Genomic DNA, 12,599 nt, shown 5'->3' with positions numbered 1-12,599 from the left:
CATTCGGCTAACCAGCCACGCCCCTGCACTCGCTACGTCTTCCTGCTGAAAGTGGCCGCCAGCCGCGCAGTTGACAACGATCAAGTCGGAGCGAGGCTGCGCACCGAAACTGTCTTCCCACTGTTCATTCCAGACGCATGAGGGCATCGCCATGACTCCCGTCAAACCTCCCCATCAACCTGCTGCCTCGGCGTTTCCTACGCCCGTTGGCGAGCACTGGATCGAAGCACTCGACAATGGTACCCATGTGCTTGTCAGGCCCTTGCAAGCCAAGGACCGGCAGCGTGAAAGGGCCTTCATCGAACGCCTGTCACCAGAATCACGGCACTACCGTTTTCTGTGCCAGATCAAGGAGCCTGGTGAGGCAATGCTCGACCAGTTGATGGCGGTCGATCAGGACCGCCAGGCCGCCTTCGTCGCGCTGGCGCATGTGGACGGCGAACTGCAGGAAGTTGGCATTTCCCGTTACGCCGCCTGTGCTGATCAAGATGACTGCGAGTGCGCGGTCACCGTACTCGACAGCTGGCAACACCACGGTCTTGGCCGCTTGCTGCTCAAGCACCTGACTGATCAGGCACGGAACAAAGGTTTCCGGCAAATGTATTCGATCGACTCAGCCGCCAACCAGGCGATGCGTGAGCTGGCCAAGGCCGCAGGATTCACCACGACTACCGACCCCGATGATCCTAGCCAGGTCATCCACCGGCTTGCACTGAGCTGACCTGAAGTCGCGCGCCATGACCCGTCGTGGCGCCGGCCTGATTCAGGGCGTGCGTGCATGAGCCTCCTCGGGCAGCAGGTCGAACTGCTCGAGACAGCGCTGCTCATCATCGGGCGTGAGCGCTTTCAAACCGGTCACGCCCTGAAGGGGCGTTTCGAACAAGGCCATGCGCAATATCCCATTGCGTGTCATGAACCTTTGCGCCAGGCACGTGCAAACGGGTCTGCCGACCAGCGCGTTGAGCTTTTCATGTTCGGGTGTGTCGACTTGGGCCTGCAGATTGGCCTCGCAGTTCGCTGCGATCTGCGCCACCGAACGCCCCGCCAATCCTAAGGTGCCCGTGCCCAGCAAGGCCAGGCACACCAGCATCACCAGCAGGAGGTTCGATTCCCGGGCCACTGAGCGCAGGAACGCCAAGCGGTCCTGCCAGCCTGTCTCCTGGCCGTTGAAGATAGCCTTGCCGACCGTGCGCCTCACACCCCGCTGCACTGCCCAGCCTAGCGCCACGCTAAGGGCCAGTATGGCCAGCAGTACTGCCGGATCATGCATGATAAGGCGCCAGGTCGGGCTCAGTCCGCGGTAGACCGACGTGGCCAGCAGCAATACAACGATTGCCAGGATCCAGCCCAGGCTCCCCTTGGGACGTTGCATCCATGCCCTGAGCCTTGCCCTTGCTTGAATAGTCATGAGCACCTCCCGCGCCAGGCTAGCGCACAGGGTCGATGGCAACGGTTTCCTGATACTCAGGCACGCACACCTGCCAGCCCAGTTCGAGGCTTATCCGCCGCCGCAACGTGTCGGCAGCGTGGGGCTCGCCATGGATGACATAGGTCTGACGTGGCGGCCGGGTGAACCCTCGCAGCCATTCCATGATCTCATCGGCATCGGCGTGCGCAGACAGGTTCTCCATCGCATGCACCCGTGCACGAATCGGCACATCCTCGCCGTGCAGACGCACGCTGTGGGCACCGGCGACGATATCGGCGCCCCGCGTGCCCCCGGCCTGAAAACCCGAGAACAGGATACTGTTGCGTGGGTTGGGGGCCAGCGCCTTGAGGTGGTGCAGTACCCGCCCACCGGTCGCCATGCCACTGGCGGCGATGATCACCGCAGGCTCGCGCAGCTGGTCAAGGTGCCTGGACTCATCGACCGTGCGGACGATGTGCGTGCTCTTGCACAGGGCGGCGCACTCAGCCGCTGTCAGCCGATGTTCGCTGCAGTACCGTTGGTACAGGACAGTGGCATCGGTGGCCATCGGGCTGTTCAGGTACACCGGGATATCAGGAATCAACCGATCGCGCTTGAGCGTGTAAAGGTAATGCATGAGCAACTGGGCACGGCCGACGGCGAACGAGGGCACAAGGATGATGCCATGGCGCAGGAGCGTTTCATTGATGACCTTGGCCAGGTACTGCTCGGTCGATTCCGCAGGGTGCTTGCGATCCCCATAGGTAGACTCGATCAACAGCACGTCCGCCGTTCTGACCAGCTCGGGCGCGCGCATGATCGGGTCCTGGGGGCGTCCCAGGTCCCCCGAAAACAGCAAGGTCTGGCCTTCGGCGCTGATCTGGACCGTGGCCGCTCCCAGAATGTGTCCGGCGGTACGCAACAGCAATTCCATGCCCTCGGCGATCGGCGTCGGGTGGTGCAGTTCCACGGGGCGAAACAGTGCCAGGGCCCGTTTGGCATCCAGCTCGGTATAGAGCGGTCGTGCCGGTGAGTGCCTGGAGTAACCGTGGCGGTTGGCATGCTCAGCCTGTTCTTCCTGCAACCGGGCGCTGTCGAGCAAGAGGATTTGCGCCAGGGCGCACGTCGCCGGCGTGGCGTAGATCGGCCCGCTATAGCCTTCCCGGACCAGTACCGGTAGATAGCCGCTATGGTCGAGGTGGGCGTGGGTCAGCACCACCGCCTCCAGCGCCCTCAGTGCCGGCGCCGGTGGCGCCCAGTTGCGCAGGCGCAATTGCTTGAAACCCTGGAAGAGTCCGCAGTCGACCAAGATCCGCGTGCTACCACGGGTCAGCAGGAACTTGCTGCCAGTCACCGTCCCGGTGCCGCCAAGAAAGGTCAGTTGCATGGCCAGGGCTCCCAGGTTTCGGCGACTTGAGGATGAACCGCGAGCACGCTGCACGGTGGTCGGCTGACCAGACGTTCGGTGGTGTCGCCCAGTAATTTATCCAGCCCTTTGGGCTGTACCACGCCCATCACCAGGGCATCGATGTCCAGTACCGCGACCTGCTCACGGATCACTTGTACAGGACGGCCCTCAATGAAGTGCCTGCGCTGCGGCGCAACGCCTTCGGCGTCGGCCAGCGCTTCGAAGGGTGCCTGCAGTGCATCGCGCATCTCTTCGATCCAAACCTGGGTGACGTTCATGTCCGAGGCGAATACCCCAGCCAGGCTGTAAGCCGAAAGCAGATGCAACTGCGCGTCACATTGCAATGCCAAAGCCTGGGCAGCACGGATCAGTCCACGGTTGAAGCGGGCCTGGATGTCTGGCGTCTCGCTGAACGCCGTATCCACGGCGATCAGGATACGCCGCGGCACTGCGATGGCAGCCGCCGGCACGAATTGACTGACACCCTTGAAACCACGCATCAGCGCACAATCCAACGGGATACCGAACAGCCGCCCCCAGGCCGATACAGCTTCGCTGTCCTTGATGACCATGTCCGGCCGCAGCTCACTGATGTAATCGATCGCCTGGCTACGGACATCCTCTGCATTCAGGCTGTCGACCGTCAGCGCTATTGCGCTGCCGTGATACCGCTCGATCAAGCCTTTCAACTGCACGCGGTAGTGCTCGTATTGGCGCGTGATATCGGCCACATTCAGCCGCTCTTCGCGCAGCAGGTGCTGCTGGTTCGGCGTGAACAAGCCCAACACATGCACGCTGGCACCGCTGAGCTGGGCCAACGCAAGCCCCCTGCGCAAAGCAGCGGAATGTGGATCGACTTCGGTGAGCAGCACCAGCAGATGTCGATACTGACCCATGGTGAACCTCCGCGCTCGTGGGCATGATGCCTTCAATGTTCCGCGCGAAGGGTCGGTGTTGCTTGATACAGATCAGAAAGCCGCTACCCAGCCTGAACTTGATGATTGTCAGAACCACGCTGGCCCGCCACGTTAAAACGGCTGCAACAGCTACTGATCACGTCATCAGGAGGCACCATGAACGGGCAGCAGGCCGCACAGCCGCAAACAGCTGAACACTGGGTCGAAAAACTCGAGGATGGCTCGGCGGTGCTGATCCGCCCACTACGCGAGGAGGACCACGAAAGGGACAGGCGCTTTCTCAGCACAATTGCTTATGACTCCCGGCGCTTTCGTTTCATTGCCGGACTCAGCGGCTGCTTGCCTGGTGTAAACACGCACTGCATGCCAGTCGATCATCCCCCGTGCATGGCCTATGTCGCCTTGGTGCATGCAAACGGTAAATTGCAACAGATTGGCATCAGCCGTTACGCCGGCATTGCTGGTAGCCAGTATTGCGAATGTGCGGTGGCGGTCAGCGAAGACTGGCAGCGCAAGGGGTTGGGCAGGCGCCTGATGCGACACCTGATCGCGGCAGCACGCCGCGAGGGATTTGAGCGCATGGTATCCAGGGATATGGCGAGCAACTATGCCATGCACCGGCTGGCCAAGGCTCTGGGCTTTACATCGTGCTATCCGGGTGGAGATGTGCGCGAGATCCTGCACCAACTGGATTTGCGGTCTTGAGCAGGCGAGGCCCTTGCGGGCCTCGTGCTTCAACCTTGGGAGCGCTCGGGCGAAATTACCAGCACACTGCTGGACAACCGATGCAGAACCCGCTCGGCAGTGCTACCGATGAACCCGCCGACGCCATGATGGTGATAACTGCCCATCACCAGCACATCGATTTCATTGTTATCCATGAACAGCGCCAGGGCCTTTGCCGGGTCACCTATGCGCATGTGGCGGTGTTCGACGGCGATACCGTTACGTTCGGCAAGCGCCTGGAAGGCAACGCTCTGGGCTTCGTGGAGGGTCTGGGCGAGGTTCGAGTCGAACAGGAACGAGTGCTCACGACTACCGTCGACGCCCAGGTACAGGGTGCCCAGGTCGTAGGCGTACAGCAATTCGACCTGGGCACTGCATTGCAAGGCCAGTTTCAACGCTTCACTGATGATCTGATCGTTGAAGCCTTCATATTGTTCTTCCGGCCTGGACAGGTCCACCGCGGCCAGAATCCTGCGTGGCAATGCCTGGCTGGCGTTGTGTACCAGGTGCAAAGGGATTCGCGTTTCGCGTAGCAGCTGAATATCCAGCGAGGTGAACATGGCGCGCATCCACCAGGGCTCATGTTCGAGCGCCTTGATCAGCATGGCGAATGGCTGTTCACGCAAATGCACCAGGATCTCGTCCAAAGGATGCTGCACCCACACCACTTCGGTGGTGACGATGACGCCGTTGCGCCGCATCGACAGTGCCTGGCTTTCCAGCCATTCACGGTGTTGGCGCACGTAGCCCTCACGCATCACCGCCAGCGCCTGGTCGTTCACCAGGCCTGCCGTGGCAAGTCCTTCCAGATAGTCGAATGCCACGATGTGCAGTGCCATCCCCTTGGCCTTGGCCAGGGCCGCTGCACGGTCGTAGACCGGGGTTCGGCGCATCAGGGGCGATGCGATCAGTAGGAGTCTTTGCGGCGTTTGCATGGCTCACCTCCGGGATTGCGCTAGGAAGCAAGAGCATCTACTTCCCACGTCTTGCACGTTTGATGTTTGTCAACTGGAGGCGCCTGCAGACCAACGGCATTACCCAAGACGCGGGACATTGACACGGATCAATGCGGCGAGCGTTCGCTGGCGCACTTTATTCCCATATTCCAGACTCATTCAGGTATCCGTAGATACTGCGCCGCGGGTCACGCACCGCTTCCGGCTCGCTGACACTGAGGTTGCCTGCGAAGTGTTCGCTCAACAGCGCGACGGTGTAATCCACGCCCCCGCTGCCAGCATGGACGCTTTCATTACCTATCCATGCTTTGGAGGCGCTGATGAACATCCATGTCGAAAAAAGCTCCGAGCCGGAACGCTGGTGGGTGCATATGGATGACTGGCGGGTGGGGTTCAGTACGGCTGCCGAAGCCGAGCAATTTGTCGAGCGGCTCACAGGCCGCCTCGAGGCTCCCCATTCGCTTGACATGCTGGTTGATTGTTCACCTCGCGGCACCCGCGGCATGCATACTGACGCAGGGGCCCAAGGCGATCAGCGACGAGCGAAGGAGGCCTGAAAATGTACGGCCAATTGAAGGTCAGGTCGCTCGACTCGCCCAACGTTTCGTGTACGACCAATCCCATCCACCTGAAACCCTCGGCGTCCCTGTGCAGGGATTGCCGGGTCAGCGGTCTGTGCCTTCCCACCGGTTTGCCTGTTCACGACAACAGCTGCCTGGGCGCATTGATAGGCCCGCGAATGCGCATGCAAAGGGGCGCCGCGCTGTTCAATGCCAATGACCCGCTGACCCTGCTCTATGCCGTGCGCTGTGGCAGTTTCAAGACCCGCATGAACACCGCCGAGGGCCAGGGTGTGGTGATCAACTTCTGGATGCCGGGTGACGTGCTTGGGCTCGATGCCATTGCCACTGAGCGCCATGTCTGTGACGCGATTGCCTTGGAAGACAGCGAAGTCTGCCCGATCCCCTATCACCGCTTGCAAGCCCTGGCGCGCGACTTTCCTTTCCTGCAACAAAGCCTGAATCGCTTGATGAGCCGGGAGATCGTGCGCGAACACAAACGCGTGCTGATGCTGTGCAATCTCACTGCGGAACAACGGCTGGCGGGCTTCCTGGTGGAGTTGTCCGGGCGCTTCGCCTGTCGCGGTTACTCTGCCCATGGCTTCATGCTGCGGATGTCCCGGGAAGACATGGCCTCGTACCTGGGTTTACGCTTGGAAACCGTGTGCCGATCCGTCGCCCGCCTGCGCGCACTGGGTATCGTCGAAATCCATGGCAGGCTGGTGCAGATTCTCGATTTGGCCGCACTGATCACGCTGCAACAAGGCGACGGTGAATGGGAGGCCAAGGCCATTATGAAGGCACCATGCTCGATACCGTGAATGTGGGCCACGGTGCCGTGGCATTGGGTATTGGCATGCTGGTGGGCCTTGAGCGCGAACGCAGGAAAGGACGTAACGAACGCCAAGCTGCCGCTGGCTTGCGGACCTTCGCTATCACCGCGTTGCTAGGCTACCTCAGCATGGTACTGGCAGGGGCGGTGCTGGTAGCGGTCGCGAGTCTCGCACTGGTGTTGATGCTCTGTGCGCATTACCGAAAGCATGTCGACAACGATCCTGACATTACCAGTGAAATTGCGCTGCTTCTGGTACTGACACTGGGCGCACTGAGCCTGAATGAACCTGAGCTTGCCGCCGCTGCGGGTGTGGTACTGACCGTGCTGTTGGCGCTGCGACACGAATTGCATCATTTCGTGCTGCAGCAACTGAGCGAAGAAGAGCTGCGCAATGGCTTGATGCTGTCAACGGTGGCATTGGTGGTGCTGCCGTTGACTCCGGACCAGTTTCTAGGCCCCTACAACGTACTCAACCCGCGTACGATCTGTAATCTGGTGGTCTTGCTGATGGCTGTCGGCGCTTTGGGACACATAGCCATGCGCCTGATGGGGCCTCGGTACGGATTGCCCTTGAGCTCAATCGCATCAGGTTTTGCCTCGAGCACTGCCACCATTGCCTTGCTCGCACACCGCGCTCGTCAGCAAGGCTCTGCTGCCAGGTCATTCGCCGGATCTGCCATATTGTCCAATCTCGCCAGCATCACCCAGTTTTCCCTGGTGCTGGGCATCATTGATCGTCGCTTGCTCGAGCCTTTATGGCCTTCGATCTGGCTCGGTGCGCTGGCCACGCTTGTGTATGGGGTACTTCTGCTGGCGCCCTGGCGTTCGACTCATGGCGGGTCGGCGGCGCAGCCGGGGGCTGGTGCGTTCAGTCTCTGGACCGCTATGGCCGTCACCGCTGCCATAACCGGCATCTCATTGTTCTCGGCGTTTCTTCTTCAGCACCTGGGACACTACGGCGCGAACGTCGCGGCGTTCGTCAGCGGGTTGGCCGACGTCCATGCGGCCACTGCCTCGATCGCCTCGCTGGTCATCGCCGGCAGGCTCGGTATTGATGACCTGGTGATATCAGGATTACTTGCATTGACCGCAAACGCGCTGACCAAATGTGCTCTGGCTCTGAGTAACGGCGGTTTCAGCTTTGCTCGATACCTCATTCCCGGCCAGTTGGTCATTCTTGGGGCGGTATGGCTGGGATTACTCTTGTAGCTATTCAGGGGCCACGCGTGTTCAGGTTAAGGACGCGGGCTCCGGCAGCCGGCGGAAGAACAGCCACAGCTCCCCAGCACCAGGCAGGCGACCAGCAACAGCGCCCTCTACATGTTCATGATCCGCCTCGGGGCTTGCCGGCCAGGCCGAGCAGCTGCAGGCGCAACTGGGCATCCCGAGCCCGCGGGTCCAGCCAGATGGCGAAGAACGCCCGGGCAAAGGCCGGGTCGGCAAGGGTGCGGGTGGGCAGGTCATCGACATAGAAGCGGCCGCCCTGCCCCGGCTGGTACAAGCCGGTGATGCGCATGCCGGGGCGCACATCCACGAATGCCTCCTGCAGTACCTTGGCCCAGGCTTCGAGCTGTTGCGGCGTCACGCGACCGGCGCCGAGGCGACGCATCTCTTCAAGGCTGGCTTGCACCAGCGTGTCCCGGGACAATGAGCGGTGGTAGGTCAGTTCCAGGGCGAACGGCTGGTTCCAATCATGGCGCGGTCCCTCGGTCCACAGGCGTGCGCTGTACAGCCGCAGGCCGAACCAGGTGAAGTCGCCACTGCCCAATTGCTGGGCCGCCGGCAGCGCTGCACGCCAGTCCGCAATAGCCGCTGGCATCGACGTCAGCAGCAGGCAGAGACAGGCCAAGCGCGCAAGGAATGCCATGACGATTCTGCAAGAAGACTTAACTTGTACAAGAATAGTTTTTTGTACATATAAAGCAAATCTTGTATAGATTTAAGCTCACCTGCAGCTTACAGGTAGATTGCCCAATGAGCTTGATCCCCCATCACAATACACCCGCCAACGTGCTGGTCTGCGGCGCCAGTCAAGGCATCGGTCTTGCCCTGTGCTCGCAACTGTTGGCACGTGATGACGTCGGGCTGCTGCTCGCTGTTTCGCGACAGGCAAGCAGCAGCCCTGAGCTGGATGTGCTGGCCCAGACGCATGGCCGCCGTTTGCTTCGCCTCGACTGCGACGCTCGTGATGAACAAGCGCTGCAAGCACTGGCAGATCAGGTCCGTGGCTACTGCGATCAGCTGAACCTGGTCATCAGCACCCTCGGAGTGCTGCAAGCGCCGCCGGCGCGAGCCGAGAAGTCGCTGGCGCAACTGGATCTGGCGGGGTTGCAGGCCAGTTTCGCCACCAACTGCTTCGCTCCAGTCCTGCTGCTCAAGCACCTGTTGCCGTTGCTACGCCGGCAGCCCGTTACCTTTGCCGCCTTATCAGCAAGGGTCGGGTCGATCAGTGACAACCACCTGGGCGGCTGGTACAGCTATCGCGCCAGCAAAGCCGCACTGAACCAGCTGTTGCGCACGGCAAGCATCGAGCTCAAGCGCCTCAACCCTGCTTCGACAGTCCTGGCCCTGCACCCTGGGACCACTGGTACCCTGCTTTCACGCCCGTTCCAGGGCAATGTGCCGCGCGACAAGCTGTTCGCGCCCGCGTTTGCCGCCAGTTGCATCCTCGAACGCGTTGGCCGACACGGACCGTCAGACACAGGTACGTTCTGGGCCTGGGATGGCAGCCCCGTTCCCTGGTGATCCGCAGGTGCTCCTCAGGGATGAGGCGCGACGGCGGTGGACACCGGGTCAAGGAAAATCAGTTGCAGCGGCTCGGCCAACAGCGGGTCGGCCTGCTCGGCAAAGCGCTGGAAATGCTCGGTGGCCAGGTGTGTGTCCAGGGCCTGCTGGTGGTCGAACGCCTCGCGCATGTAGAACGTCCCGGGCTCATCGCTGCGTTCGAACAGCATGTAGTCGCGGTTGCCGGGTTCCGCCCGGGTCGGCTCGATCAAGGCCAGCAAGGCCGCTTTCAAGGACGCTGCCAGGCCTGGCTTGGCTTTGAGGATGGCAAGGGAAACGAGGGGATGGTCTTGTGGGTTCACATCAAGCTCCTGATCAATCGCAAGGGGGCCGGATCGACCGGCCCGCCGTTGTCTCTCGGATGGGCTCAGAAGCCTTCCAGAACGATCTTGCCGCGCGACTTGCCACTCTCGACCCGCGCATGGGCGCGGCGCATGTTGGCGGCATTGATGGCACCGAAATGCTCGCCCAGGGTGGTGCGCAGGATGCCCTGGTCGATCAGCCCGGCCACCCGCTCGAGCAGCTCGTGCTGGCGCACCATGTCGTCGGTCTGGTACAGCGAGCGGGTGAACATCAGCTCCCAGTGCAGCGACAGCGACTTGCGCTTGAGCGGCATGACATCCAGGGTCTGCGGGTCGTCGATCACCCCCAGGCGACCTTGTGGCCGCAGCACCTCGACCAGTTGCGCGAAGTGTTGCTCGGTATGGGTAAGGCTGGCGACATGGCTGACCGACTCGATCCCCAGGGCCTGCAGTTGCCCGTGCAACGGCGCGCTGTGGTCGATGACATGATGAGCGCCCAGTTCGCGCACCCAGTCAGCGGTCTCGGCACGGGAAGCCGTGCCAATGACCGTCAGGCGGGTCAGTTGCCGGGCCAGTTGCACCAGCATCGAGCCGACACCGCCGGCGGCGCCGACGATCAGCAGGGCATCGCCCTCCCCGCCGCCTTCGACCAAGCCTAAACGGTCGAACAGCAGTTCCCAGGCGGTGATGGCCGTCAGCGGCAGCGCTGCCGCCTGCGCCACGCCCAGGCTGCGCGGTTGGTGCCCGACGATACGTTCGTCGACCAGGTGGTATTCGCTGTAGCTGCCGGGCCTGGCGATGGAGCCGGCGTAGTACACCTGGTCGCCTGGCTTGAACAGGGTCACCTGAGGGCCAACTTCACGGACGATGCCGGCCGCGTCCCAGCCAAGTATTTTTGGCTCGGACGTGAAAGTGCCGGCGCGCACCTTGGTGTCGACGGGGTTGACCGACACGGCCTTGACCTCCACCAGGATGTCCCTGGGCCCTGGATTCGGCCTGGGCATGTCGATGTCCTGAAGGGACGCAGGGTCTTCGATGGGCAGGCCGTTCTGGGTGTAACCGATCGCTTTCATAGGCACTCGCTGCTGGATATGGTTTGATTCGTGAATCCAGTCTGGCGTGTTCGGTACTTTGGAAAAACGGGCTGAGCCCGTGAACACTTTCATTGCAGGAGTGAAAATGATCCGTCTCGACGACCTCGGCATCTTTGTGCGCAGCGCCGCGTTGGGCAGCTTTACCGCGGCCGCCCATGAAGCCGAGCTGCTGCCCGGCCAGGCGGCCGAGGCGGTCAAGCGCCTGGAGCGTGAGCTGGACGTACGGCTGTTTGCCCGCACCACGCGCAGCCTGCGCCTGACGGCCGAGGGCGAGCAGTACCTGCCCTCGGCCCTGGCCGCCTTGGAAGCGCTCCGGCAAGGGCGGGACAACCTGCTGCGCGAGAGCGCCCAGCTAAGCGGAACGTTGCAAGTGGCCGCGCCGTCCGACCTGGGGCGCAACGTGCTGTTGCCCTGGCTCACGGCGTTTCGCCGCGAGCACCCGCAGTTGAACCTGCGCCTGTTTCTCTCCGACCAGATCGCCGATCTGTTCCGCGACCCGGTGGATATCGCCATCCGCTACGGCCTTAACGCCGACGCCAACTACATTGCCCTGCCACTGGCGCCGTGGAACCGTAAGGTGCTGGTGGCTTCGCCCGAGTACCTGGCGCGACAAGGCACGCTGCACACTCCCGAGGAGTTGCGCGAGCACCAGTGCCTGCTGTACATGCAGCAGGGTCGGGTCTACGACAAGTGGCAACTGGGGACGCAGACCGTGCAGGTGCGTGGCGCCCTGTTCTGCGACGATGCCGATATCGCCCGGCGCTGGGCCGTGGCGGGCGAAGGGATCACCTACAAGTCCTGGCTGGATGTGAGTGACGACGTATTGGCGGGACGGCTCGTCGTGCTGTTGCAGGATCACCCCGGGCCGACGCTGCCGCTGAGCCTGGTGTGCCCGCACCGCAAGCAGTTGTCGCCTGCGGTGAAACAGTTGCACGCCTGGCTGTCGAGCCGCCTCGCCGCGCTGGAACGCTACTGATCAGACGGCGGCAGCACGCCCTGGATCGCCGATACCACCTGCCGCGTCGCCGCTTCGAGGGTGCCTTCATTACGGCACAAGACCCAGCCGTGATCGGCAACCGCTCGCTCGAAAGCTTGCGTGCACACCACATGCTCATGCAGTTCATGCATCACGGTACTGCTTAGCCCACGCGAGCGCGCCGCTGCCCTGCTCCACGAGATTTCGGGGTCGGTGACAACACCAACATGCAGGTCCGGCACACGCACGCCGTGTTCGATGTTCAGCCGCAAGATCTCGGCAAACGGCACCAGCCGGCGAAATGCGGCTTCGGACGGGTACCAGCGATCGATCAGGATGATGCTGTCCTTGGGCTGCCTGGCCAGCACATGTTGGGTAATCCAGGCCCGGCTCAGCGCAAGGCGCTCACAGACCTTCATCTCCAGATCCCGGCAAGGGTCCCTGACGAACTGGTTGACCAGGGCCATGGTTTCGCCCCGATAAGGATCGCTTTTCTTCTCGCTGATGCGGATCACCTTCCTGTTGTCCGCCCTCAGCGCCTGGGTGACGGACTCCAGCAGCGTGGTCTTGCCGGTGCCTTTGGGCCCGTCCAGGGAAATGAACAGCGAACGATTCATGCGTCACACAACGATT

15 protein-coding genes are annotated in these 12,599 nt (G+C 62.1%); 7 read left to right on the top strand and 8 right to left on the bottom strand.

Features of this window, described 5'->3' with window-relative positions:
* Positions 1-151 precede the first annotated feature (151 nt).
* A complete protein-coding gene (locus K5H97_RS13765; protein WP_028688837.1) occupies positions 152-721 on the top strand; it encodes a GNAT family N-acetyltransferase in 570 nt (189 codons plus the stop codon).
* A gap of 42 nt (positions 722-763) precedes the next feature.
* On the opposite strand, the gene K5H97_RS13760 is transcribed toward K5H97_RS13765, so the two are convergent.
* The 3 genes from K5H97_RS13760 to K5H97_RS13750 are packed head-to-tail and all read right to left on the bottom strand — an operon-like array spanning position 764 to position 3,712.
* Positions 764-1,408: a hypothetical protein gene (locus K5H97_RS13760; RefSeq protein ID WP_248691131.1), complete on the bottom strand. Its 645-nt coding sequence runs from the start codon at positions 1,406-1,408 to the stop codon at positions 764-766.
* Positions 1,409-1,427: 19 nt separating this feature from the next.
* A complete protein-coding gene (locus tag K5H97_RS13755) occupies positions 1,428-2,795 on the bottom strand; it encodes an MBL fold metallo-hydrolase RNA specificity domain-containing protein (protein ID WP_028688835.1) in 1,368 nt (455 codons plus the stop codon).
* Entirely contained in the window at positions 2,786-3,712 is a 927-nt protein-coding gene (locus tag K5H97_RS13750) for a universal stress protein (RefSeq protein ID WP_028688834.1), read from the bottom strand. The genes K5H97_RS13755 and K5H97_RS13750 overlap by 10 nt, the downstream gene beginning before the upstream one ends.
* 177 nt (positions 3,713-3,889) lie before the next feature.
* On the opposite strand from K5H97_RS13750, the gene K5H97_RS13745 reads away from it, so the two are divergent.
* Positions 3,890-4,438, top strand: coding sequence for a GNAT family N-acetyltransferase (locus tag K5H97_RS13745; protein WP_028688833.1), 549 nt, complete (start codon positions 3,890-3,892; stop codon positions 4,436-4,438).
* 29 nt (positions 4,439-4,467) lie between these two features.
* Here K5H97_RS13745 and K5H97_RS13740 read toward each other — a convergent pair whose 3' ends face one another.
* Positions 4,468-5,394 carry a universal stress protein gene (locus K5H97_RS13740; protein ID WP_028688832.1) on the bottom strand — a complete coding sequence of 309 codons (927 nt, stop codon included), beginning with the start codon at positions 5,392-5,394 and terminating at the stop codon, positions 4,468-4,470.
* A gap of 341 nt (positions 5,395-5,735) precedes the next feature.
* On the opposite strand from K5H97_RS13740, the gene K5H97_RS13735 reads away from it, so the two are divergent.
* The 3 genes from K5H97_RS13735 to K5H97_RS13725 are packed head-to-tail and all read left to right on the top strand — an operon-like array spanning position 5,736 to position 8,019.
* On the top strand, positions 5,736-5,972 hold the full coding sequence (locus tag K5H97_RS13735; RefSeq protein WP_028688831.1) for a hypothetical protein: 237 nt from the start codon (positions 5,736-5,738) through the stop codon (positions 5,970-5,972).
* A gap of 2 nt (positions 5,973-5,974) precedes the next feature.
* Positions 5,975-6,796 carry a helix-turn-helix domain-containing protein gene (locus K5H97_RS13730; RefSeq protein WP_028688830.1) on the top strand — a complete coding sequence of 274 codons (822 nt, stop codon included), beginning with the start codon at positions 5,975-5,977 and terminating at the stop codon, positions 6,794-6,796.
* Positions 6,781-8,019, top strand: coding sequence for an MgtC/SapB family protein (locus tag K5H97_RS13725; protein ID WP_028688829.1), 1,239 nt, complete (start codon positions 6,781-6,783; stop codon positions 8,017-8,019). Before K5H97_RS13730 ends, K5H97_RS13725 begins: the two co-directional genes overlap by 16 nt.
* A 115-nt stretch (positions 8,020-8,134) precedes the next feature.
* On the opposite strand, the gene K5H97_RS13720 is transcribed toward K5H97_RS13725, so the two are convergent.
* Complete coding sequence (locus K5H97_RS13720; protein ID WP_028688828.1) at positions 8,135-8,677, bottom strand: chalcone isomerase family protein; 543 nt, start codon at positions 8,675-8,677, stop codon at positions 8,135-8,137.
* A gap of 107 nt (positions 8,678-8,784) precedes the next feature.
* Between K5H97_RS13720 and K5H97_RS13715 the strand changes: the two genes are divergently transcribed.
* Positions 8,785-9,555: an SDR family NAD(P)-dependent oxidoreductase gene (locus K5H97_RS13715; RefSeq protein WP_028688827.1), complete on the top strand. Its 771-nt coding sequence runs from the start codon at positions 8,785-8,787 to the stop codon at positions 9,553-9,555.
* 14 nt (positions 9,556-9,569) lie between these two features.
* On the opposite strand, the gene K5H97_RS13710 is transcribed toward K5H97_RS13715, so the two are convergent.
* Both K5H97_RS13710 and K5H97_RS13705 read right to left on the bottom strand, forming a co-directional pair.
* The gene (locus K5H97_RS13710) at positions 9,570-9,896 is read right to left on the bottom strand and encodes a putative quinol monooxygenase (protein WP_028688826.1); all 327 of its coding nucleotides are present in this window, start codon (positions 9,894-9,896) and stop codon (positions 9,570-9,572) included.
* A 65-nt stretch (positions 9,897-9,961) separates the two neighbouring features.
* Entirely contained in the window at positions 9,962-10,969 is a 1,008-nt protein-coding gene (locus K5H97_RS13705; protein WP_028688825.1) for a zinc-binding alcohol dehydrogenase family protein, read from the bottom strand.
* Between the two features lie 106 nt (positions 10,970-11,075).
* On the opposite strand from K5H97_RS13705, the gene K5H97_RS13700 reads away from it, so the two are divergent.
* Positions 11,076-11,966 (top strand): LysR family transcriptional regulator, encoded by an 891-nt coding sequence (locus K5H97_RS13700; RefSeq protein ID WP_028688824.1) that lies wholly within the window; start codon positions 11,076-11,078, stop codon positions 11,964-11,966.
* On the opposite strand, the gene K5H97_RS13695 is transcribed toward K5H97_RS13700, so the two are convergent.
* The gene (locus tag K5H97_RS13695) at positions 11,960-12,583 is read right to left on the bottom strand and encodes a dTMP kinase (RefSeq protein ID WP_028688823.1); all 624 of its coding nucleotides are present in this window, start codon (positions 12,581-12,583) and stop codon (positions 11,960-11,962) included. The genes K5H97_RS13700 and K5H97_RS13695 overlap by 7 nt on opposite strands.
* Positions 12,584-12,599: the final 16 nt, after the last annotated feature.

The organism is Pseudomonas mosselii, from assembly GCF_019823065.1.
Classification (GTDB): Bacteria; Pseudomonadota; Gammaproteobacteria; order Pseudomonadales; family Pseudomonadaceae; genus Aquipseudomonas; species Aquipseudomonas mosselii.
Note: the sequence above shows the minus strand (reverse complement) of the source record. Positions and strands in the feature narration are given on the sequence as shown.

Bases quoted from the DNA above. Each gene is read 5' to 3' on its own strand.
- K5H97_RS13725 (WP_028688829.1), top strand. From the start codon at position 6,781: ATGCTCGATACCGTGAATGTGGGCCACGGTGCCGTGGCATTGGGTATT.
- K5H97_RS13750 (WP_028688834.1), bottom strand. From the start codon at position 3,712: ATGGGTCAGTATCGACATCTGCTGGTGCTGCTCACCGAAGTCGATCCA.
- K5H97_RS13715 (WP_028688827.1), top strand. From the start codon at position 8,785: ATGAGCTTGATCCCCCATCACAATACACCCGCCAACGTGCTGGTCTGC.
- K5H97_RS13720 (WP_028688828.1), bottom strand. From the start codon at position 8,677: ATGGCATTCCTTGCGCGCTTGGCCTGTCTCTGCCTGCTGCTGACGTCG.
- K5H97_RS13740 (WP_028688832.1), bottom strand. From the start codon at position 5,394: ATGCAAACGCCGCAAAGACTCCTACTGATCGCATCGCCCCTGATGCGC.
- K5H97_RS13765 (WP_028688837.1), top strand. From the start codon at position 152: ATGACTCCCGTCAAACCTCCCCATCAACCTGCTGCCTCGGCGTTTCCT.
- K5H97_RS13735 (WP_028688831.1), top strand. From the start codon at position 5,736: ATGAACATCCATGTCGAAAAAAGCTCCGAGCCGGAACGCTGGTGGGTG.
- K5H97_RS13755 (WP_028688835.1), bottom strand. From the start codon at position 2,795: ATGCAACTGACCTTTCTTGGCGGCACCGGGACGGTGACTGGCAGCAAG.
- K5H97_RS13760 (WP_248691131.1), bottom strand. From the start codon at position 1,408: ATGACTATTCAAGCAAGGGCAAGGCTCAGGGCATGGATGCAACGTCCC.
- K5H97_RS13730 (WP_028688830.1), top strand. From the start codon at position 5,975: ATGTACGGCCAATTGAAGGTCAGGTCGCTCGACTCGCCCAACGTTTCG.
- K5H97_RS13705 (WP_028688825.1), bottom strand. From the start codon at position 10,969: ATGAAAGCGATCGGTTACACCCAGAACGGCCTGCCCATCGAAGACCCT.
- K5H97_RS13695 (WP_028688823.1), bottom strand. From the start codon at position 12,583: ATGAATCGTTCGCTGTTCATTTCCCTGGACGGGCCCAAAGGCACCGGC.
- K5H97_RS13745 (WP_028688833.1), top strand. From the start codon at position 3,890: ATGAACGGGCAGCAGGCCGCACAGCCGCAAACAGCTGAACACTGGGTC.
- K5H97_RS13700 (WP_028688824.1), top strand. From the start codon at position 11,076: ATGATCCGTCTCGACGACCTCGGCATCTTTGTGCGCAGCGCCGCGTTG.